This window comes from Sphingomonas sp. LM7, from assembly GCF_002002925.1.
Lineage (GTDB): Bacteria > Pseudomonadota > Alphaproteobacteria > Sphingomonadales > Sphingomonadaceae > Sphingomonas.
The window spans coordinates 222,603-242,122 of sequence record NZ_CP019511.1; the positions used below are offsets into that span (position 1 = coordinate 222,603).

Here is a 19,520-nt window from a genome sequence, read left to right on the forward strand (position 1 = left end):
TTTCCGCGATCGGGACTATCCGATGCGAAAGGATGCAGGACGGCGGCGCGAATGGCGGCGTGTGCGAATCACGCCGCCATTCGGGCTAGAGGATCATTATCGACGGTCTCGGTCCCGTTGAGGTCGATCTCGAAGCGCGCGGAAGGGACGGCTTCGCCGCGGCCGCGCGAATAAACCGGCTCGACGCGCCCGGTGGGGCGGAAGCCGAGCTTGCGCAGCACCCTGCCCGAAGCGGGGTTGTCGAGATAATGTCCCGCGGCGACGCGGCGGATGCCCATCGCCCGCGCCGTGCGCAGCACCGCCGCACCGGCTTCGGTGGCATAGCCGCGTCCCCAGGCATCGGGCGTGAGCCAATAGCCCAGGTCGTGCGGCTCGTCCTGAAACGGCCCTATGCCGATGCATCCGATCAGCCGTACCGCGCCGCCCTGGTGCTCGAACATCAGGAGCTTGAGCTCGGCAGGGTCCTCGAAACTGGCGGCAAAGCTCTCCGCGGCTTCATCGGTATAGGGCCAGGGCGCGCGGGCGAGATTGCGCACCACGGATTCATGCCCGATGGCGCGGGCGAGCTCGGGGGCGTCCTCGCGCCATGCGGGCCGTAACGTCAGTCTTTGTGTTCGCACGAACATGACCAGTCTCCTCGGTCTTGCGGTGCCCCTGACGTGTCTATGTGACAGTCAGTTTGCAGTCGCATTTCGTGGGAGCAAAGAAAAAGGGAGCCGGGGTGACCCGTCTCCCTTTTCAGCTGGTCCGTTTGTCGGACCCGGGTCACCCTGGTGGGCAACCCGTCCGGTTACCCGATGTTATTCGGCTGCTTCCGCAATAAGGTCTACCGAGCAGAATTTACGGCCCAGCTTGCCGACCTTGAACGACACGCGGCCGTCGGTAAGCGCGAAAAGCGTATGGTCCTTGCCCATGCCCACGTTCACGCCCGGATAGATCTTGGTGCCGCGCTGGCGCACGATGATGTTGCCCGCGATCACAGCTTCGCTGCCGAACTTCTTGACGCCGAGACGACGGCCTGCCGAATCGCGACCGTTGCGCGAAGAGCCGCCTGCTTTCTTATGTGCCATTTGCTATACTCCTCGTGTCTCGCGATCAGGCTTCGGCAGCCGGAGCTTCCGCCGTGGCGGGAGCAGCGTCGGCCTTCTTTGCCTTGGGCGCGGCCTTCTTCTTCTCTTCCTGTGCACCGATCGCGGTGATCTTCAGGATGGTATGGTTCTGGCGATGGCCGTTCTTACGGCGATAGTTATGCCGACGGCGCTTCTTGAAGACGATGACCTTGTCGCCCTTCGCCTGCGCGACGATCTCGGCGGCGACCGTGAGGCCCTCCACCGACTTCAGTTCGCTGCCCTCGCCGGCGAGCAGAACGTCGCCCAGCGTGATCGACGAACCGGCTTCGCCATCGAGCTTCTCGACGACAATCTTGTCTCCAGCGGCGACGCGATACTGCTTGCCGCCCGTGCGCACGATAGCGAACATGGGTCTCTTCTCTAACAAAAGCATGTGCCCGCCAAGGATCGCCTCGGCAGGAGGAAGGGCGCAGCTAAGGGAGGACGTCCCGGAAGTCAACCGCCGTTGCGCGATTCTCGACACGCCGGGCGTCGAATATGACCACCCCGCGGCAAGAAGGAAATCTATACCGATCCAGAGGAGGTTTCGCTTTCGTTCCGGGCGGGTTCGGCTGCATCCTTCGCAGATCAGGGCAGGACGTACCTGAGGCTCCCAGGAGAGAAGCCCATGTTTGCAAAGATTTCCCCATTTCTCGCCGGCGTTTCCCTCGTCGCCTTCGCAACTTCCGCCGCGGCGCAGACCGCCGATCCGGTCGACCCGGTGGAAGAGGTGGCCGCCGAGGACATCGTCGTCACCGGCTCGCGAGTCGCCGAGCGCAGCGTCGCCAGCAGCCCGGTTCCCGTCGATGTGATCGGCGGCGATGCGCTGACCAAGTCTGGCGCGACCGAAACCAATAAGGTGCTTCGCGATCTCGTCCCGTCGTTCAACTTTCCGCAGCCTTCGCTGGTCGACGGCACCGATTCGCAGCGTCCCGCGACCTTGCGCGGCCTAGCGCCCGATCAGGTACTGGTACTGGTCAACGGCAAGCGCCGCCACCAGTCGGCATTGCTCAACCTCAACGGTTCGGTCGGCCGCGGCTCGTCGGCTGTCGATCTCAACCAGATCCCCGCGATCGCGATCGACCGAGTCGAGATTCTGCGCGACGGCGCCTCGTCGCTCTATGGATCGGACGCGATCGCCGGCGTGATCAACCTCCAGCTGCGGCGCAGCGAAGGCACCCGCGCCAGCGTGACCTTCGGCAAGTATGTCACGTCGATGGACGGCGTTTCGGACGTGACCGGCGTCGCCAATACCGGCGGTATCCCGACCGTGCTGACCCCGGGCGGCGTGACCAACGACCTTCTCCAGCTCAACACCGGCGGCGAGCGCGAGCGTCACGACGGCGACACGCTGACCCTGGCGACCAATTTCGGCCTGCCGGTGGGGGCGGGCGGCTATCTCAACCTCACCGCACAGTTCCGGGACCGTGATGCGACCAACCGCTCGGGCGCCGATCCGCGCCGCCAGTATCTCTCCGTCGGCGATCCGCGCGAACTCTCGATCGACCGCTTCACGCACCGCTACGGCGATGGCGAGGCGATCGATTACAATCTCTTTGCCAATGCCGGCTACGAGCTGGGCAATGGCTTCGAGCTCTATGCGTTCGGCAGCTATGGGATCCGCGACGCATCGGGCGGCGGCTTCTATCGCCGCGCCAACGACGTCCGCAACCGCGACTGGTCGGCATCGACCACGACGTTCGTGCCGCTCTATGCCGACGGGTATCTCCCCTACATCACCACCGAGATCGAGGACGTTTCGGGCGCGGTGGGCGTGCGCGGCGATATCGGCGGGTTCACCGGCGACTTGTCGGTGGTCTACGGCTCGAACGAGCTCAACTACGGCGTGACCAACAGCGTCAACGTCTCGCTGGGCGGCGCGAACAGCCCGCGCACGTTCGACGCGGGCGGGCTCCGCTCGGGCCAGACGGTGGTCAATCTCGATCTCAGCCGGAAGTTCGACTTTGCCGGGTTGCAGTCGTTCGGCATCGCGTTCGGCGGCGAATATCGCAACGAGAACTACAAGATCGTCGCCGGCGACGTCGCCAGCTACATCAACGGGCCGTTCTCGGCCGCGCCGTTTAACGCGGCGGGGGGATCGCAGGTGTTTCCGGGATTCCGTCCTAACAACGCCACCGATGTCTCGCGCGACAGCTATGCAGGCTATGTCGAAGCTGATGCCGATGTGACCGATTTCTTCTCGCTGCAGGCGGCAGGCCGCTACGAGCATTATTCGGACTTCGGCGACACCTGGAACGGCAAGATCGCCGCGCGGCTCGAACCGGTGAAGGGCGTCGCGATCCGCGGTTCGGCGTCGACCGGCTTCCGCGCGCCGAGCCTGGCCCAGCAATATTTCACGGCGACCTCGACGGTGTTTACGGGCGGCAATCTGATCGAGACGGGCACCTTCGCGGTTTCCGATCCGGTATCCCAAGCGCTCGGCGCCAAGCCGCTCGAGCCCGAGAAATCGACCAATTTGGGTGCGGGCGTGGTGTTTTCGGCCATTCCCGGGCTCACGGTCACTGCCGACTATTACAACATCAAGATTCGCGACCGCGTGGTGCTGAGCGAATCGCTGAGCGGCGCGGCGGTGGTGGCACTGCTCACCGGGGCGGGAATCACTAACGCGACTTCGGCGCGGTTCTTCGTGAACGGCGTCGATACGCGGACCGAAGGCGTCGATGTCATCGCCAGCTATCGCGTTCCCGATTTCGGCGCGGGCAAGTTCACGCTTTCGGCCGGCTACAACCACAACAGCACCAAGATCCTCGAGCGAGCCTCGCTGCCGTCGCTGCCCGGGCTGATCGTGTTCGGCCGCTCTGAATCGCTGCGCCTCACCGACGGCCAGCCGCGCGACAAGATCAACGCGTCGATCGACTGGGATCTGGAGCCGGTAGGCCTCACCGTCCGCACCAACCGCTACGGCCGGGTGCTCTCGACCGGAAGCTCGACCGACCTGACGATCCCGGCGGGGCAGGGCGTCGCAGACTATTGGCTCGAGCCCAAGTGGATCACCGATGTCGAACTGCGCGTCCAGGCGCTGCCCGGCGTCTCGCTGGCGGTAGGCGCGGACAATCTGTTCGACGTCTATCCGACCAAGGCGCCGGCCGGCGGTGTGTACGGCAACAACAATTACTTCCTGCCGTACTCGTCCTTCTCACCGTTCGGCTTCAACGGACGCTTCGTCTATTCGCGGATCGCGTTCAGCTTCTGATCCGAATAGCCCCCTCCCGTTCGCGGGAGGGGGCTACGTTTTTCCGGTGGCTGAGGTCGCCTAACTGCGGCCCGATAAACCGCTTGGAATGTAGGATTTAAACCGCTGAGATCCGACGCTCGGGGCACTTGGCCGTTGGCTCTTTGAAAGCGTCGATCCCGACCAGAACGCAAACTCGCGCTGGCTCAACCTTTGCGATTTTCCGCAGGGCCCGGTCGCCGCTGGAACATGGCGACAATGTGACCTCTGCCTTCGCAAAATGCGCGCCAAAGCCTGCGGCGAGGATCCGACCGTTCCCGGAAACGAGACGGGAGCGCAGAAAGCGCAGCCCGGATATCAGTGCCGGTGCGATGCCTTCAGCTTGTAGCGGCCGCCGGCATAGCGCTCGAACAGCCCGCCGATCGCCGGGTGATCGACCGGCTCGTCGCTATCGTCGACGACCAGGTTCTGCTGGCTGACATAGGCGATGTAGCTCGACTCGTCGTTTTCGGCGAGGAGATGGTAGAAGGGCTGGTCCTTGCGCGGGCGCACGTCCTCGGGGATCGAATCATACCATTCGTCCGAATTGGCGAAGACGGGGTCCACGTCGAACACCACGCCGCGGAAATCGAACATGCGATGGCGCACCACCTCGCCGATCGCAAAGCGCGCGGAGGAGACCGGCGGCATCGGGACAGCGGCTTCGAGGGGGAGCGGGGGAACTGCGGTACGCGGCATATCGATAATCTAATGCTTAAGCGGCTAGGTACAAGCACTGCGCTTGCAGCCCCCGATTCATTGCGCTAATGGCCCGCCCTCATCGACCGGTGCCGATGTTGGGACGTCCCGACTATCGGCATCTTAAGACCTCGCGGAGAGGTGGCAGAGTGGTCGAATGTACCGCACTCGAAATGCGGCGTGCCCTCACGGGTACCGTGGGTTCGAATCCCACCCTCTCCGCCACTTACCCTTCAGCTTCTCATCGGCTCATCCCGCTGCTGCATTGACCAGCGGCCGCCGCGCCGCGCGCCATGCCGGCACCGCGCCGCCCAGCACCCCGACGATCATAGCCAGCGTCACTGCCTGGACGATGTCGTGCGCAGTGAGATCGAACTTGAACATCACCTGGGTGAGGTTGCCGCCGATCGTGCTTGCGCTGCGGCCCTGCAGGAAGATGCCGGCCAGTACGACGCCGAGCCCCGCGCCGAGCAGCACCAGAAGCACGGCCTCGGCCATTGTGCTCACGAAGATCGAAGGGCCGCGAAAGCCGAGGATGCGCAAGGTCGCGATCTCGGTGGAGCGCGTCGATACCGACGTGAACATCGTGTTGAGCGCGCCGGCGAGCGCGCCGATAGCCATCGCGATGCCCAGCGGCCAGCCGACGAACAGGATGAGCTTGCCCATGTTCTTGGCCTGGCGGGCGAAATATTCGCGCTCGGAGCGGGCCACCAGCTTCAGGCTGGTATCGGCGGCGATATAGCTTTGGAGACCGGCGAGCGCGGAAGGATCGGTCAGGCGCGCGCGCACCGATTGCACCGCGGCGCTGGAACCGAAGAACTGGCCGACCAGCTTGCGATCGGCCCAGACTTCGGATTCCATCGCCGAACCGCCCGCTTCGAACACGCCGACCACGCGCCAGTCCATACCCGCCACCCGGATGCTCGCGCCGGGCTTGAAGTCGCGGTAACGCGCTGCGATCGCGCTGCCGACCACCAGTTCGTTGCGTCCTGCCACGAACATGCGCCCGCTCGCCAGGCGGGCCAGCGGGCGCACCGCCAGACCCTGTGGCCCCATGCCGCGCAGCGTCACGCTCGATTCGCTGCCACCGTCCTCGACTGCGCTGATCATCGCGAAGCTCTCGGCCGAGAGCAGCGGCCCGTTCTTGTCGACTGCGATCCCGGGTGCGTTGTCGAGCCTGGCGAGCCGTGCGGTGTCGATCGCGCTGTTGAACTCGGACGCCGATCCTTCGGCAAGGATGATCGCGCTCTGGTCCGATCCCGTGCCCGCGACCGTTGAGCGGAAGCCCGATGCCATCGCCAGGAAGCCGAGCAGGACCAGCGTGGCGAGCGCGATGCTCAGCACTGTGGCGGAGGACATGCGCGCACGCGACGGCAGCCCGAGCAGCGCGATGCGCGCCACTGCGCCGATCTGTTTGACGCTGCTGAACATCACTTCCTCCCCAATGCTTCGACGATGTTGACGCGGCTTGCCTTGAGTACCGGTAGGATGCCGGTCAGCAGGATCAGCAGCGCCGCAAGCCCCGCCGCCATGGCGAGGGTCGCCGGGCCCATCGCAAGTCCCGGCAGCATGTCCTTGAGTGCAACGCCGATGGCGGAGACGATCAACGCGGCGGCGCTCATCCCGGCGACGGCGCCGGCGAGGGTGATCAGCGCGACTTCGCCGGCGAAAATCCGCGCGACGCGCAGTCGCGAGAAGCCGAGCGTCTTGAGCACGCCGATTTCGCCGGTCCGCTCGCCTACCATAAAGATCAGCGTGTTGCCGACGACGCACAGGATCACGACGAACGCCGCGCCGACGATCAGGCGGACGATCAGCATCAGGTCGCCGATCTGCGACAGGAAGGCGCGGCCGAGCGCGGCTTCGCTCTGGGTGCGCGTCGCGGCCGCCGAATTGGCGTAGCCGGCGTCGATCGTGCGCGCCATCGCATCGTTGGCGGTCAGGTCGCGGCCCGTGACAAGGATCCAGTTGATCCGGTCGCGCCCGGTGAGCAGCGCTTCGTTGAAATAGGCGAAATGACCCGCCATGCCGAGTTCGCTGCCGCCGGGCTGGGTGGAGGTGTAGATTGCGGCGACCGTGAAGCGCCACGCCCGCGTGCCGTCTTCGCGCAAATCATTGAAACTTTGCAGCGTAACCTGGTCGCCGCGCTTCCAGCCATAGCGATCGGCCAGCGCGCGGCCGACCAGCAGGCCGTCCCGCGTGCCGACAAAGCGCGCGCGGTCCTCGTCGGTGACGGTCACCACATCCTTCGACATGCCCAGATAGGTCTCGGGTTCGACCATCACGGCCGAGACGATGTCCTTGGGCTCGCGCCAATAGACGAGCGCCATGCGCACCGGGCTCGAGGTGGCGACATTGGCCTGCCGGGCGACGTCGCGGGCATAGGCGATCGGCAGCGTCTGCTGGAAACCGTTGCGGTTGACCACCATCATCCGCTCCTGCGCGCCGGGCTGGTCCTCCAGCCGGAACGCGGTGGCGACCGCGCTCAGCACGCCAAAGATCAGAAAGGCGATGGCGATGCATGCCACCATCAGGAACATGCGGACCGGATTGCGCAGCGCGTTGCGCCGGACGAGCGTGGTCTCCCTCATGCCGCGATCGCTTCGTCGACGAAGCGTCCCTTTTCGAGGTGGAGCACGGTGTCGGCGGCACGCGCGGCGACGGGATCGTGGGTGACCATCACGATCGTCTTGCCGAGCTCGTCGGCGAGCAGCCGCAGGATCTCGAGCACCGAATCCGCGCTGGGCCGATCGAGGTCGCCGGTGGGCTCGTCGGCGAGGATCAGCTTGGGATCGGCGACCAGCGCGCGGGCAATTGCGACGCGCTGCTGCTGTCCGCCGGAAAGCTCGCGCGGGCGGTGCTTGGCGCGGTCGGCCAGACCGACGACATCGAGGGCGGTCTCGACGCGGCGGCGGCGCTCCTTCGCGCTCATCTTGTGAAGCAGCAGCGGCAGCTCGACATTCTGCGCCGCGGTGAGCATCGGCATCAGGTTGTAGAACTGGAAGATGAAGCCAAGCGTGTTCGCCCGCCACTGCGTCAGTGTCGATTCGCTATAGCTGTCGATCCGCTCGCCATCGACGGCAAGCATCCCGCTGTTCGGACGATCGATGCCGGCGAGCATGTTGAGCAGCGTGGTCTTGCCCGATCCCGACGGACCCATCAGCGCGACGAAGCGGCCGCGCTCGATCGACAGCGAGAGCTTATCGAAGATCGGCACTTCGGTGTTGCCGCGGCGATAGCTTTTGGAGAGATCGACGATGTCGATGAGAGTGTCGGCGGCGGGAACGCGCTGCATGAAGTTCACGACCGGTCTCCTGTGGGAAGGAATGCCGCCTTGGCGGCCATTTGCGGGAGGATGCGCGGATCGCTGCGCACGAACGCGATGTTGACGCGTACCGTGGCGCGGTTGCGGTCCGCCGAGGGGACGATCGCGGCGACCGCGGCCTCGAACCGCTCGCCGGGAAGCGCATCGAAGGTCAGTACCACGCGCTGGCCCGAGCGAATGCCGCTGATATAGGCTTCGTTGACGTCCGCCTCGACCTGCAGGCTGGCCATATCCACCAGGGTGACCACGCCGGTGCGGGTGAAGCCGCCGCCCGCGGAGATCGGCGAGACGAGTTCGCCGACTTCGGCATTCTTCTCGATCACCACGCCGGAGAACGGCGCGCGGATCGCATAGCGATCGAGCATGACATGCGCGGCGCGTACCGATGCCGCCGCGCCGCTGAGCGCGGCCTCGGCAGCGGCGATGCGCGCGCCCAGCATGCCGCTTTCGGCCTGACTTTCCTCCAGCGCCGCCATGGTGGTGAAGCCGCGCTGGCTGAGCGCCTGTCGGCGGGCGAGCGTGGCGACGGCCTGGCGATGCTGGTGACGCAGCGCGGCGACGGTCTGGCGGGCCTCGGCCTGGGCGGCGATCGCGCGGTCGAGTCCGGCGCGCGCGTCCGAATTATCGACGCGGGCGATGATCTGGCCGGCCTGGACGTGGTCGCCCTCCGCGACGAGGACCTGGCGCAGCTGCCCGGTGACCTGTGACCCCACGGTGCCGCCGCGCTGAGGCACGACGAAGCCGGCGGCGACCAAGCTCGCCACCGGCGCATCGGCGGAGGGTTGCGCCGGTCGAGCGGGCGGGGCGGCGACCGGTGCCGCCGTGCCCGTGGCACCGCCCAGCAGCGCTGCCGTCGCAACGCTGCCAAGCGCGAGGCTGGCCATGCCGGTGAGGAGCAATGGGAGCATGGAACGGCGGCCATTGCGCTCGGCGCGAAGGACGGGCGCCGGCTTGGGCACGGACCGCATCGGCTCGCGGTCGAGCTTGAGCTCGCGCAGGCGATCGGCGACGGTGGCGGTCATTGGTCTGCCTCCGTCTTGCGCTCGCAGCGCGCCCGCGCGGCGGCCCACACCAGGCCCGCGCCCGCGCCCAACAACAGATGCGGTGCGGTGGCGACAGCGCCCGCGTTCCACAGCAGGCTGCCGCTGGTTGCGGCGAAATAGTCGAACGGCGCGGCGCACAGCACCGCGACCGCGGCGACGAGGCCGGCTACCATCCCGGTGGGAGCGCGCCCGCCGGGCAGTGACAGCCGCGGCAGGACATAGAGGAGCAGCAGGAACAGCGCGCCGAAAGCGATCTTGGCGTAGGGCGGCACCTTATCCGCCACCGTGAACACCGCCATGGGGATGCCGCGGACTTCGGTCTCGGCGCCGGTCTGCAGCCACCGCACCGCCGCAGACACATAGGTGAACGACGCCCAGCCGATCATCCACCCGATCAGCGTGCATTTGTGCGTCGCCAGGCCCGAGAGCGTCGCTCCCCGGGCCGGACGCGTGAAAGGCGCGGTCATGCGGACTTCTCCTGAATGAACTGGCGGTGGACGAGGCGGCGATAGAAGCCGGCGCCGGACAACAGGGCCTCGGGGGCGCCGCGCTCGACGATTTCCCCTCCGTCGAGCGCGACGATCTGGTCCATGGCCTCGAGCCCGGCCATGCGATGGGTGACGAGGATGCAGGTGCGGCCGCGCATCAGCGCTTCGAGGCCCTGCAGGACGAGATGGGCGTTCTCCTCATCGAGGCTCGACGTGGCCTCGTCGAGGAGCAGGATCTCGGGATCGCGCAGGAACATCCGCGCAATGGCGAGCCGCTGGCGCTCGCCGCCCGACAGCCGCGCGCCGCGCTCGCCGACCTGGGTGTCGAGGCCGAGCGGCAGTGCCGCGACGAACCCGTCCGACCGCGACAGCGCGAGTGCGCTGGCGATCGCCTCTTCGCCGACGGGGCGGTCGATCCCGTAGAGCAGATTGTCGCGGACGCTGCCCGAGAGCATCGCCGAAGTCTGCGCGACATAGCCGATCCGGCCGCGCCATTCGCGCAACGGGATCGCGGTGATGTTGTCGTCGCCGTGGCGGATGCTGCCCTGGTCGGGGGCATAGAAGCGCTCGACCAGTGCGAGCATCGTCGACTTGCCCGAGCCGCTGGGGCCGATGATCGCCGTGCGGCTGCCCGGCGCGAAGACAAGCGTGTCGAGCGACAGCGCGACGCGATCGCCATAGCTGAACCGGACACCGTCGAAGGTCAGCGCCTTGGGCGTGCGGCTGGCGGTGCGCGGCGCGGGCGGCGCCGACCATTCGGGGGCGAGGCGCAGCACTTCGGCGAGCCGCGTCGAGGCGCCGCGCGCGACCGAGAGCTGCGAGAAGAAGCTCGTCAGCTGGGCGAGGGGGCCGACTACGGTGAAGATGTAGAGCAGGAAGGCGGTGAGCGTGCCCGAAGAGAGCGTTCCCGCGGCGACGCGCATCCCGCCATAAGCGAGAATCGTGACCAGCGAGATCGTCACTGCCAGCGTCATCACCGGGCTGAGCGCAGCTTCGATTCGGGCGGAGCGGCAGCCGAGCGCGAACAGCGCGGAAATGCCGGTATCGGCCCGGCGGCGCTCGCGCTCCTCGGCGCCGAAGGTCTTGACCATCCGCATTTCGGCGAAGATCTGGGTGAGGCGGCCGCTGAGCTTGGCGGTCTCGTCCTGGGTGCGATACGCTACCGCCGCCATCGTCAGCATCACCGGAAGCATCGCGAGGAACGCCGCGCCGATCACCCCGAACAGGATGCCGGCGAGCGCCCCGTCCATCGAGAACAGCACCACCGCGGCGCCGGTCAGCAACAGCACGGCCGATCCGGCGTTGAGGCTTTCGCGCGAGATGAGCTGTGCGACGGCCTTCGTGTCGTTGATGACGCGGCTGGTCACTTCACCGCTCGCCAGGCCGTCGAGATAGGTGACGGGGGCCGCCACCAACCGCTCGATCGCCGCGCTGCGCAGCCGCGCGCCGAGCGCGAGGCCCGAACGGCTGGTGAGATAGCGCGCCACCGCCGCGGCGACCGCGGCGGCGAGGAGGACGAGGACCAATTGCACGACCACCGGCTGGCCGAACACACCGCCGGAAACCGACACTGCGCCCGACCCGTCGACGATCGTACGGGTGAGCAGCGGAAAGCCGAGCGTGCCGCCCACCTCCACCAGGGTCAGCAGTGCCGCGAAGCACAGAGCCGCGCGATCGATGCGGACATGGCCCAATACCGAGAACAGGTCGGCATAGGACGCAGGCCCCTTTTTGGGGCCTGCGGTGTCGGTGGGCGCCGCGCGGGTCACGCGCGCAGGCTCTCTAGGCGAGTGAGCTTGTGCTGTGCCCAGCCTGCAACCAGCGCGCTGTCGCTTCGGGCACCCTGCTGGAACACTTCCATCGTGGTCTCGAGGTCCGGCTGCTTCGCGGCCATTGCCTTGAGCGCGGCGAAGCGCACCCGTTCCGAGAGATGCGACCGTGCCGTTTCGATGAGATAGTCCTGGGCGTTCTCGCCGCCCACCTGGGCGACCATCGGCATCAGCGAACACATCGACATGCGATTGATCATGTTGCCGACGAAGTTGCGCTCGACGTCGAAGCCGTACTGATCGACCACGCTGCCGCGCACGGTTAGCTCCATGATGTTGAGGCTGATCGACATGCTCTCTGGCGGCAGCTGATCGTGGATGTCGTAGCAGGCGCGGTAGAGCATCACCTTGCCCTCGTTGAGCGAGCTCTTCTCGACGAATTTGAGATCCACCGGCTCGCCGGGATAGCCGGCGGTTTCCTCGTAATCATAGGTGTAATAGTTGCTGCTGTAGCCCGGGCCGAAATGACCGACGGTCAGGAAGTTGAACGAATGGTCATGCGGGTGATGGTAAAAGAACTGCTCGGGCCCGCTGGCGCGCAACAGGTGGTCGTTTGACGACGGCCAGAAATTGGCGCGCAGGAAGAAGGTCTGCTGACGCTTGGTCGGCGCGTAGAGCATGATGACCTGTGGCCCGTAGTTGTTCGAGCCGTTGCCGATGCCGGTACGCTTCTTGAGTTCGTCGAGCGCCATGTCGCCGAGGAAGGTACGGTTGTTGCTCAGCCGCTTGAGCATCGGCGCCGCGGCGATCATCTGATCGTGATCCGAAGTGTCGATATTCTCGTCGTGCAGATATTCGATGATTTCGCCGAGCTCGATCGCGTCGGTCTGCGGAGAGTCGATGACTAGGGGCATGGTGGCGTCTCCTATCGGTGGGTGAGCGTCATTCGGCCGCGATGGCCGGCATTTCGTCGCTGAGCATTTCGATCGTGCGCTGCGCGGCGCGGCGCACCGCCGCCTGCGGATCCTGGTCACGCATGCGCTCGAGATGCGGCCATGCGCGTTCGAGGTTGAGCCCGAGATATTCCCGCATCGTGTGCCAGCGGACATAGTGTGAGGGATGTTCGAGCAGCCGTTCGAGCTGGTCGCAGCTGTCCTGCCGGCCGAACAGGCGCATCGCGGTGGCGAGCATCTGCAGGCGCGTCGGCTCCTGCGCGGGCGAGCTGGCGCCGACCATGCGGCGCGTATCGAAGTCGAACTCGAGCGCCATCGGCATGCCGCCGCGGTACATCTGGATCTGCAGCACCAGCGCATGCGATCCGGCCTTCGCGGCATATTCGAAGGATTCGTTCGCCTTGAAGTGGAGCGCGTCGCCGGCCTTGCAGTCGAACCGCTCCCCTTCCTCGAAGCGCAGGTCGAGCGTGTGGAGGTCGTCGTCGTCGCCGAAGGTCGGGATTTTCCACGATTGCAGCGGAAATTCGTGCGAGCGGAAGAATTTGAGATAGGTCTCCTGGCCGCCGAAGGTCAGCGTGCGCCGCTCGCCATAACGCTGCTTGGCGAGATCGATCTCGAAGCCGTCGAGCGCCAGCAGCATCGCCGTGAACTGATCGGTGGAGGCGAGCACCATGCCGCCGAAGAACTCGCCGCCGATCGGCTGGAACGACGAGCCGTAAAAAGGATTGCGGTCGGCGCAGCGCTGCTCTTCGGCAACGATCGCCTGGATGCGGTCCTCGGTGAAGAAGACGTCGCACAGGCGAAATACTTCCGCCGGCGTCATGTCTTCGTTTGCTGCCAGGACTCGCTTGAGATCGCCGAAGCCGAGATCGTCATTGTAATAGCTGACGCTGCGCTTGTTGTCTTCCAGCAGGCCGGGACGGAACTCGGGAGCCGTCACTACCGCCATGATGTCCTTGAGATTCTTCATGTCATCTTCCTCATGTCGATCGAGGTCCCGAAGGTTCGCCCCGTCCAGAGTGGAAAGGCGGTCCTGCTCAGTAGAAGACCGCGAGGATCAGCCCGATCGGCACCACCATCAGGCCCGTGACGACCGGCTTGCACTTGAGCGAGCCGGGCGCACCGACTTCGAGCTCGAGTGCCGGCAGGGTTTCGACGTTCACGGTCATGGTCATTTCCTTTCTTGTCCGATCGGCAGAGTGTTTGCGGGCGCGGCAATCCGCCGCGCCCGCAAGCGGTTATTCGGCGCTGATTGCGTCGTTGGTGACCGCGATCACGACGCCGATGATGATGCCGGCGATGACCTGGCCAGCGACGACCGGGGTGTGACGGGCCGAGCCGGGAGCGCCGACTTCGAGGTCCAGGGCGGGCAGATTGTTGGTGTTGATCATGGAATTTCCCCTTTGAGAGTATGTTAGAGCTGGTCGACGTCGGCGAAGAAGATCGCGCCGATAATCGAAGCAATGCCTGCGGTGAGGCTGCAAATAACGGCTTCTCCGCGCTGTTCAACGAGCATGCCGACTTCGAAGTCGAGGGAGGGCAAGTTATGTACCTGATGGTTGCTCATGTTAAGTCTCCAGTTGTTGAGCCTAAGCTCGTTTGCCTGTCGATTTGTCAGCTCTTTCTGACAACTGGATGTTGCGACCATTCAACTATACAGTCAATGCGCTGAGGTTGTTGTTGCGCTCAACTTGAGACCAGTTCCGCGATGCGCCGGGAAGGCGTGCGAGCGTGCGGGCCACTTCGAGGAAATAATGCTCCAGCGCGGCGCGCGATTCGGGGCTGAGCTCGACCCAGGTGCGGCGTCCGTCGCAGCTGTCGGGCTCGCTGCTGAGCGTGCCTGCCTCGATCAGCGTGCCGACCCAGCGGACGCCGGTGCTGCGTGGTACGCCGGCGGCCAGCGCAAGGTCCGAGATCGAGACGCGGACGCCCTTGCGCTCGGACAGATACAGGTCGAGCAGCATGTCCCACACCGGGTCCGCCATCTGGAAATCGGCCAGCAGGCGGCGGCGCAGGCTGCGCGAGCGGGCGATGTCCGACGCGACGCGGCGGCACCATTCGGAATCGGACGGCGGCGCCTCCGCAGTGTCCCAGGTGCCCGTCGCCTGAAGCGGGGCGTTGGTGGGCAGGGTGATATGCACGAGCATCGCAGCACCTCCTCAGTGAACAGATCTCTGGATCCAGGGACGCCCGGTCTCGACCGCCGCGCATTGGCGTGCGGCCATCCGGGCAATGAACGGATTGGCGTCGCGCGATCCGCGCTCGAACACCGCGAGCCGGTCTTCCAGGCTGGCCTGGGACGAGGCGAGCGCCGTGATCGCGCTGAACTGGATCCGGTCGCTCGGGTGGTGCGCCGCATAGGACTGGACCAGATCGCGGCCATCGCCGCCGCCCAGTTGCGCGCACAGCGCCAGCAGCGGCTCGATCGCGCTGCGAGTGAGATGCGCCGCGACGGTCTTGCCCGTCGCATCGAAGCGATATTGGTCGCGGAAGCTCAGATGCGGCGCGCGCTCCATGATGTTGAGCGATACGGAGAGTTCGTCGGCGGGCAGCTGCGCATGCACATCGCGGTGTGCGCGGTAGAGCATGATCTTGCCCTGCTCGAGCCGCGACCGCTCGACGAACTGCAAGTCGACTTCGTCGCCGATCGCGCCGGCGAAGCTGTCATACTCATATTCGTAATAGTCGCTCCAATAGCCCGGGCCCATGTAGCCGGCGGTCAGGAACGAGAAATTATGGTCGTGCGGCACGTGATAGAAGAACGCCTCGGGGCCATTCTCCTGGAGCAGCCGATCATCCTCGGACGGCCAGAAATTGGCGCGGATGAAGAAGTCGCGCGACTGGTGGAGGATCACCACCTGCGGGCCGTAGACATTCTGCGCGCTCTGATCGCGGCAGCGCTGCTTGAGCTCGGCGACGATCAGGTCGGCGAGGAAGTCGCGATTGTTGGCAAGCGCCTTGAGGCCGTCGCCGAACGACGCGAAACAATCCTCGTCGCGCGCGTCGAACCGGCCGGTCTCGAGCGCTTCGACCAGTTCGCCGAGCTCGGCGCGATGCTGCGTGGCGGTTTCGATTATGCGTGGCATGCGCGTGCCTCCGTTGCGAGTACGCCCAGCGCGTTTCTCGCCGCGGCGCGCAAATCGGGGTGCGGATCTTCGTCGGCCATCGTGTGGAGCCGCGCGCGGGCACGGCCTTCGTTCAGGCGGAACAGCTCGGTGGTCGCGTGCCAGCGCAGGAAGAAGCTGTCGTCATGCGTGAAGGGCTCGACCACCGCATCGTCCTCGCTGCGGCCCAGCGTGGCGAGGAAGGAGAGCAGCATCTGGCTGCGCGAGGCATTGTCGCTGGTGCTGCACGCGGCGACGGCAGTGAAATCCTCTGAATCATATTCGATCAGCAACGGCGCGCGATCGAGCAGGATTTCGGCCTGAAGCACGACGATATCGGCGATGGCGTGCTCGATGACATAGCTCTGGGTACGCCCGTCGAGCGTCAGGATGTCGCCGTCTTCCAGCGCGCGATGCCCGGCCGGGCGGCACGCCAGACCATCGTCGAGGCTGAAATTGTCCGATACTGCGGGCGCGCTCCACATCCGGAGCAGGCCGCCGCCGGCGCGCAGGAACTTCTGCACCGAGACGGTACCGGTGAAGGTGATCGCCGCGGGACCGCTGCGCTGCATCTTCTTGGCCGCCAGCACATCGACCGGCAGGCTGTTCAGCGCGATGTTGACGTGGCGATGGGCGAAGACGGCGACGCCGCGCTGGAATCCGTTGCTGGTCGGCGCGAGCGGCGGCTCGAAATAGGCGTCGTGAAGCGCGTCCTGCGCCATTGCCGCGATCCAGCCGTCGATCCAGTCGGTGTCGGCAAAGGCTGACGCTACCAACTCGCGGACGGTTTCAGCGGTTGGATCGACGAGTGCGTCGAGCGCTGCGTGGAGCGAAGCCAGCGCCGGCTGGAGGCGCCAGTGGTGCGCGGGCAGGCTGGTGGGGAGCGCGCCGCCGCGGGGCCGCTGCGCCTGGGTGAAATAGTGCCGAAGTTCCTGCCTGGAAATCATACATCCTCCAAGGCCAGGCACGGGTCCGCGCACACCGCACCGTTGTCGGCGGCGGCGGGATCATTGGCTGGCTTGTATGCAGACGTTTAAGTTCGAGCGTCCGGCGTGGTGCCGGGCCGGGAGCGGCGACCGCCCCCGGCCGATCGGCTAGCCGCCGATCAGGTAGGTGCCGACAATCACGCCGATGCAGACCGGTCCTCCGACCTCCTGCCGGGTGACATGGCCGCAAAAGCCCACCGGCGTGCGGAGGGTGAAAGCGGAAGCGTGTACGTTGCTGGTCTTCGTCATCGATGTTCCCCCGAAAAGCAGCCGGCAGGACCGGCCAGTACCTCCCAAATCGCGGCCCCCGGCGCACAAGTCTCCGCTTCGCCGATCGCGTGATATCGCGTTCGGCGGACCGGTGTCCGTCTGAGGCTTTCGACGAGAACGGCTGTTCAAAGCCGTCAATCAATTAGTCTCACTGCGGGAGAAAACCTGTCGCACTATTTCGAATTATTTTTCGAAAGGCGGAACTTAGCGGCGCGGCGCCTTCAAAGGCCGAGCATCAACTGGTCGATCGCAGTTTCGCGCCGATGGTCCGCGAGCACATCGGACAGCTGGCGAATGACGGCGCGCTGGCGCCGCAGCCGGAAGATCAGGAAGGCAATCGTGGCGGCGAGCACCGCGAGGCCGAGCACCGCCGACCAGCTGAGCAGCGTATCCAGCAGGTGCGGGCCGAGCGGGCGTCCGTCGCGCTGGCTCAGTACCGCGAACAGCATCCCGAGCAAGGTCGCCGGCCCGAACAGCGTGATGTCGAACAAGGTGCGGCGGACGCGGGCGCGGTATCGCCGGATCTGGCCTTCGAGGAAGCTTTCGCGATCGCGCTGGTCGGCGCCCCATTCGACGCGGCGGAGACGATAGCGGGTGCGTGCCGACCAGAGCAGCAGCAGGACGATCATCACGCCGACTGCGAGAGATCCCAGAGTGAACTTCCGCCAGATGCCGAAGACGACGAAGACGGTCAGGCAGGCGCTGACCAGCAATTCGGCGCGTTCGATCCAGCGCGCGCGGCGCAGCGCCCGCTCCGACGCTGCCGACACTTCTTCGGCCGGATGCGCGACGCTGCCGCGCCACAGCTCGGAGAGATCGTCGTACTCACCGTCCATGTGCCGCCCCCATATGTTCGACGAGCGACGCCTTGGCCCGCTGGCAGCGGAGCATCGCGGCATTGGCGGTGATCCCCAATGTCTCGCCGATTTCGATGAACGAGAAGCCTTCCAGCATCAGCGTTGCCGTCTCCCGCTGGGCCACACTCAACTCGCGCATCGCCGCCAACAGCCGTGCCCGTCGATCCGCGACAATCGCCGCTTCGTCGGGCTGCAGGTCGGCAGTGGGAAGCTCTTCGTCCAACTCCTCTGTAACAGGACTTCGCACGCGGCGCGAGACGTGCGTCACTGCGCGCTTCTGGGCAATGCTCGCGACATAGGTCTTGAGCGAAGACTGGCCGCGAAAGGACGGCAGCGCGCGCCATACGGCGAGGACTATCTCCTGCTTGAGATCCTCGCGCTGGCTGGGATCGGCTTCATAGGCCAGCGCTATGCGCGAAAGCAGCCCGGAGTGGGACCGTATGACGTCGTCAAAGCTTATAGCGCTCTGGCTCAAGACGTTTACCCGCCCCCGGACAAGCAGTTACTTTCAATGGCCTAACGCGATCTGCTGCGACAGGGAAGCGTTCTTGTCGGGATTTGGCGGTTACGGCGCTATTCAGCATGCTTGGGCAAGTATTGCTATAAATGAAACATCGTGCTTTTGGCACGTCGCGGCGAGGGTGACCGTGGAGAAAGACGATGCTGGCGACTTCCCGACGGGCATTCCTTGCGATGACGGCCGCGGTCGCGCCGCAGTCGTTCGATTTCTCCGCCGATCCTGCCGAGCCGGACAAGGTGATCCCACTATGGCCGGAAGGACGAATGCCGGGCATTGCCACGCGGAAGATGGCGGAGCGCGTCATCGACCAGGTCGACGTGCTGGGGCTGCGCTATCGGGTGGCCGAGCAGGTGCAGCGGCCGAGCATCGCATATTTCCGGCCCGAAAAGCCCAATGGCGCGGCGATCCTGATCATTCCAGGCGGCGGCTACACGCGCGTGGGCATCGATCGCGAAGGCTATGAGACGGCGCGGTGGTCGCGCGCGCAAGGTGTCGCCGCGTTCGTGTTGCGATACCGGCTGCCCGGCGACCGCTGGAGCAGCGGACCCAAAGTGGCGTTCCAGGACGCCCAGCGCGCGATGCGGCTGATCCGCGCCGGCGGCGGCTGGTCGATCGATCCGGCGCGCGTCGCGGTGCTTGGCGGCTCGGCAGGCGGGCATCTGGCGGGCAGTTTGTGCACGCGGGTGTATGAGCAGAGCTATGACGCAGTCGATGCGGCGGATCGCTTCGTCACGCGTCCCGATGGCGCGGTCCTGCTCTATCCGGTGGTCTCGATGCAGGCCGGGTTCGACAGCGCGTCGCGGCGGGCGCTGCTCGGCACGGACCCTGTGCAGGCCGACGCCGATGCCTGGTCGCTCGAGCGCACTATTCCCAGCGTGTCGCCGCCGCTGATGCTCGTTCATTCGCTCGCAGACCGGACGGTGCCCTGGCGCCATACGATGCTGTTGTTCGAGGCAGTGCGCGCGAGCGGCGGCGCCGTCGATCTTCACCTCTTCCAGGATGGTGCGCACGGGCTGGGGCTGCGCGGCGATCCTTCGTGGCCGATGTCCGAATGGCCGACGCTCGCGCTTCGCTGGCTGCGGCGCAACCGGCTGGCCTAGCGTTTGGCCCTGGCTGATCGGGGCGCGCGTTTGCGAAAGCAAAGGTCACATTGGGGTCACACTGT

Annotated in this window: 23 protein-coding genes and 1 tRNA gene; 3 read left to right on the plus strand and 21 right to left on the minus strand. The window is 65.9% G+C overall.

Annotated elements, in window-relative coordinates; translation table 11 throughout:
- Positions 1-68: 68 nt before the first annotated feature.
- From BXU08_RS00985 to rplU, 3 genes are all read right to left on the minus strand, one after another.
- Complete coding sequence (locus BXU08_RS00985; RefSeq protein ID WP_171982371.1) at positions 69-626, minus strand: GNAT family N-acetyltransferase; 558 nt, start codon at positions 624-626, stop codon at positions 69-71.
- Between the two features lie 174 nt (positions 627-800).
- The gene (gene rpmA / locus BXU08_RS00990; RefSeq protein ID WP_077507794.1) at positions 801-1,070 is read right to left on the minus strand and encodes a 50S ribosomal protein L27; all 270 of its coding nucleotides are present in this window, start codon (positions 1,068-1,070) and stop codon (positions 801-803) included.
- Between the two features lie 25 nt (positions 1,071-1,095).
- Complete coding sequence (gene rplU, locus BXU08_RS00995; RefSeq protein ID WP_077507797.1) at positions 1,096-1,479, minus strand: 50S ribosomal protein L21; 384 nt, start codon at positions 1,477-1,479, stop codon at positions 1,096-1,098.
- Positions 1,480-1,737: 258 nt separating this feature from the next.
- On the opposite strand from rplU, the gene BXU08_RS01000 reads away from it, so the two are divergent.
- A complete protein-coding gene (locus tag BXU08_RS01000) occupies positions 1,738-4,323 on the plus strand; it encodes a TonB-dependent siderophore receptor (RefSeq protein WP_077507800.1) in 2,586 nt (861 codons plus the stop codon).
- Positions 4,324-4,659: 336 nt separating this feature from the next.
- Here the strand turns inward: BXU08_RS01000 and hspQ are convergent, their stop codons facing one another.
- Complete coding sequence (gene hspQ, locus BXU08_RS01005; protein ID WP_077507803.1) at positions 4,660-5,040, minus strand: heat shock protein HspQ; 381 nt, start codon at positions 5,038-5,040, stop codon at positions 4,660-4,662.
- A 135-nt stretch (positions 5,041-5,175) separates the two neighbouring features.
- On the opposite strand from hspQ, the gene BXU08_RS01010 reads away from it, so the two are divergent.
- Positions 5,176-5,265, plus strand: a tRNA-Ser gene (locus BXU08_RS01010).
- Positions 5,266-5,289: 24 nt separating this feature from the next.
- Here the strand turns inward: BXU08_RS01010 and BXU08_RS01015 are convergent.
- The 17 genes from BXU08_RS01015 to BXU08_RS01075 all read right to left on the minus strand — a co-directional run bounded on the left by BXU08_RS01015 (position 5,290) and on the right by BXU08_RS01075 (position 18,310).
- Positions 5,290-6,471, minus strand: coding sequence for an ABC transporter permease (locus tag BXU08_RS01015; protein ID WP_077507806.1), 1,182 nt, complete (start codon positions 6,469-6,471; stop codon positions 5,290-5,292).
- On the minus strand, positions 6,471-7,631 hold the full coding sequence (locus tag BXU08_RS01020) for an ABC transporter permease (RefSeq protein WP_077507809.1): 1,161 nt from the start codon (positions 7,629-7,631) through the stop codon (positions 6,471-6,473). The genes BXU08_RS01015 and BXU08_RS01020 overlap by 1 nt, the downstream gene beginning before the upstream one ends.
- A complete protein-coding gene (locus BXU08_RS01025) occupies positions 7,628-8,335 on the minus strand; it encodes an ABC transporter ATP-binding protein (protein WP_077511866.1) in 708 nt (235 codons plus the stop codon). The genes BXU08_RS01020 and BXU08_RS01025 overlap by 4 nt, the downstream gene beginning before the upstream one ends.
- A gap of 5 nt (positions 8,336-8,340) precedes the next feature.
- Complete coding sequence (locus tag BXU08_RS01030; protein ID WP_077507811.1) at positions 8,341-9,387, minus strand: efflux RND transporter periplasmic adaptor subunit; 1,047 nt, start codon at positions 9,385-9,387, stop codon at positions 8,341-8,343.
- A complete protein-coding gene (locus BXU08_RS01035; protein ID WP_077507814.1) occupies positions 9,384-9,875 on the minus strand; it encodes a hypothetical protein in 492 nt (163 codons plus the stop codon). The genes BXU08_RS01030 and BXU08_RS01035 overlap by 4 nt, the downstream gene beginning before the upstream one ends.
- Entirely contained in the window at positions 9,872-11,665 is a 1,794-nt protein-coding gene (locus BXU08_RS01040) for an ABC transporter ATP-binding protein (RefSeq protein ID WP_150125368.1), read from the minus strand. The genes BXU08_RS01035 and BXU08_RS01040 overlap by 4 nt, the downstream gene beginning before the upstream one ends.
- Positions 11,662-12,579, minus strand: a complete 918-nt coding sequence (locus tag BXU08_RS19440) for a transposase (RefSeq protein ID WP_150125369.1) — start codon at positions 12,577-12,579, stop codon at positions 11,662-11,664. The genes BXU08_RS01040 and BXU08_RS19440 overlap by 4 nt, the downstream gene beginning before the upstream one ends.
- 28 nt (positions 12,580-12,607) lie before the next feature.
- Complete coding sequence (locus tag BXU08_RS01045; protein WP_077507820.1) at positions 12,608-13,588, minus strand: HEAT repeat domain-containing protein; 981 nt, start codon at positions 13,586-13,588, stop codon at positions 12,608-12,610.
- A 67-nt stretch (positions 13,589-13,655) separates the two neighbouring features.
- Positions 13,656-13,787, minus strand: a complete 132-nt coding sequence (locus BXU08_RS20435; RefSeq protein WP_290439633.1) for a hypothetical protein — start codon at positions 13,785-13,787, stop codon at positions 13,656-13,658.
- Positions 13,788-13,856: 69 nt separating this feature from the next.
- On the minus strand, positions 13,857-14,009 hold the full coding sequence (locus BXU08_RS19685; RefSeq protein WP_171982372.1) for a hypothetical protein: 153 nt from the start codon (positions 14,007-14,009) through the stop codon (positions 13,857-13,859).
- Between the two features lie 23 nt (positions 14,010-14,032).
- Positions 14,033-14,185, minus strand: coding sequence for a hypothetical protein (locus BXU08_RS19690; RefSeq protein ID WP_171982373.1), 153 nt, complete (start codon positions 14,183-14,185; stop codon positions 14,033-14,035).
- 85 nt (positions 14,186-14,270) lie between these two features.
- On the minus strand, positions 14,271-14,765 hold the full coding sequence (locus BXU08_RS01055) for a hypothetical protein (RefSeq protein WP_077507826.1): 495 nt from the start codon (positions 14,763-14,765) through the stop codon (positions 14,271-14,273).
- A 12-nt stretch (positions 14,766-14,777) separates the two neighbouring features.
- Positions 14,778-15,704, minus strand: coding sequence for a hypothetical protein (locus BXU08_RS01060; protein ID WP_077507829.1), 927 nt, complete (start codon positions 15,702-15,704; stop codon positions 14,778-14,780).
- Positions 15,692-16,669, minus strand: a complete 978-nt coding sequence (locus BXU08_RS01065; RefSeq protein WP_077507832.1) for a hypothetical protein — start codon at positions 16,667-16,669, stop codon at positions 15,692-15,694. The genes BXU08_RS01060 and BXU08_RS01065 overlap by 13 nt, the downstream gene beginning before the upstream one ends.
- 147 nt (positions 16,670-16,816) lie before the next feature.
- Positions 16,817-16,957 (minus strand): hypothetical protein, encoded by a 141-nt coding sequence (locus tag BXU08_RS19695; protein ID WP_171982374.1) that lies wholly within the window; start codon positions 16,955-16,957, stop codon positions 16,817-16,819.
- Positions 16,958-17,199: 242 nt separating this feature from the next.
- The gene (locus BXU08_RS01070; protein ID WP_077507835.1) at positions 17,200-17,814 is read right to left on the minus strand and encodes a hypothetical protein; all 615 of its coding nucleotides are present in this window, start codon (positions 17,812-17,814) and stop codon (positions 17,200-17,202) included.
- On the minus strand, positions 17,804-18,310 hold the full coding sequence (locus tag BXU08_RS01075) for an RNA polymerase sigma factor (RefSeq protein ID WP_171982375.1): 507 nt from the start codon (positions 18,308-18,310) through the stop codon (positions 17,804-17,806). The genes BXU08_RS01070 and BXU08_RS01075 overlap by 11 nt, the downstream gene beginning before the upstream one ends.
- Positions 18,311-18,495: 185 nt before the next feature.
- Here BXU08_RS01075 and BXU08_RS01080 point away from each other — a divergent pair, with 185 nt between their 5' ends.
- Positions 18,496-19,455 (plus strand): alpha/beta hydrolase, encoded by a 960-nt coding sequence (locus BXU08_RS01080; protein WP_077507841.1) that lies wholly within the window; start codon positions 18,496-18,498, stop codon positions 19,453-19,455.
- The last annotated feature ends 65 nt before the right edge of the window (positions 19,456-19,520 follow it).

Coding starts and splice junctions, on each gene's coding strand:
- BXU08_RS01015 (WP_077507806.1), bottom strand. CDS start 6,471: ATGTTCAGCAGCGTCAAACAGATCGGCGCAGTGGCGCGCATCGCGCTG.
- rplU (WP_077507797.1), bottom strand. CDS start 1,479: ATGTTCGCTATCGTGCGCACGGGCGGCAAGCAGTATCGCGTCGCCGCT.
- BXU08_RS19695 (WP_171982374.1), bottom strand. CDS start 16,957: ATGACGAAGACCAGCAACGTACACGCTTCCGCTTTCACCCTCCGCACG.
- BXU08_RS20435 (WP_290439633.1), bottom strand. CDS start 13,787: ATGACCGTGAACGTCGAAACCCTGCCGGCACTCGAGCTCGAAGTCGGT.
- BXU08_RS01055 (WP_077507826.1), bottom strand. CDS start 14,765: ATGCTCGTGCATATCACCCTGCCCACCAACGCCCCGCTTCAGGCGACG.
- BXU08_RS01065 (WP_077507832.1), bottom strand. CDS start 16,669: ATGATTTCCAGGCAGGAACTTCGGCACTATTTCACCCAGGCGCAGCGG.
- hspQ (WP_077507803.1), bottom strand. CDS start 5,040: ATGCCGCGTACCGCAGTTCCCCCGCTCCCCCTCGAAGCCGCTGTCCCG.
- BXU08_RS01080 (WP_077507841.1), top strand. CDS start 18,496: ATGCTGGCGACTTCCCGACGGGCATTCCTTGCGATGACGGCCGCGGTC.
- BXU08_RS19440 (WP_150125369.1), bottom strand. CDS start 12,579: ATGCCCCTAGTCATCGACTCTCCGCAGACCGACGCGATCGAGCTCGGC.
- BXU08_RS00985 (WP_171982371.1), bottom strand. CDS start 626: ATGTTCGTGCGAACACAAAGACTGACGTTACGGCCCGCATGGCGCGAG.
- BXU08_RS01020 (WP_077507809.1), bottom strand. CDS start 7,631: ATGAGGGAGACCACGCTCGTCCGGCGCAACGCGCTGCGCAATCCGGTC.
- BXU08_RS01060 (WP_077507829.1), bottom strand. CDS start 15,704: ATGCCACGCATAATCGAAACCGCCACGCAGCATCGCGCCGAGCTCGGC.
- rpmA (WP_077507794.1), bottom strand. CDS start 1,070: ATGGCACATAAGAAAGCAGGCGGCTCTTCGCGCAACGGTCGCGATTCG.
- BXU08_RS19685 (WP_171982372.1), bottom strand. CDS start 14,009: ATGATCAACACCAACAATCTGCCCGCCCTGGACCTCGAAGTCGGCGCT.
- BXU08_RS01045 (WP_077507820.1), bottom strand. CDS start 13,588: ATGAAGAATCTCAAGGACATCATGGCGGTAGTGACGGCTCCCGAGTTC.
- BXU08_RS01000 (WP_077507800.1), top strand. CDS start 1,738: ATGTTTGCAAAGATTTCCCCATTTCTCGCCGGCGTTTCCCTCGTCGCC.
- BXU08_RS01070 (WP_077507835.1), bottom strand. CDS start 17,814: ATGGACGGTGAGTACGACGATCTCTCCGAGCTGTGGCGCGGCAGCGTC.
- BXU08_RS01035 (WP_077507814.1), bottom strand. CDS start 9,875: ATGACCGCGCCTTTCACGCGTCCGGCCCGGGGAGCGACGCTCTCGGGC.
- BXU08_RS01025 (WP_077511866.1), bottom strand. CDS start 8,335: ATGCAGCGCGTTCCCGCCGCCGACACTCTCATCGACATCGTCGATCTC.
- BXU08_RS19690 (WP_171982373.1), bottom strand. CDS start 14,185: ATGAGCAACCATCAGGTACATAACTTGCCCTCCCTCGACTTCGAAGTC.
- BXU08_RS01030 (WP_077507811.1), bottom strand. CDS start 9,387: ATGACCGCCACCGTCGCCGATCGCCTGCGCGAGCTCAAGCTCGACCGC.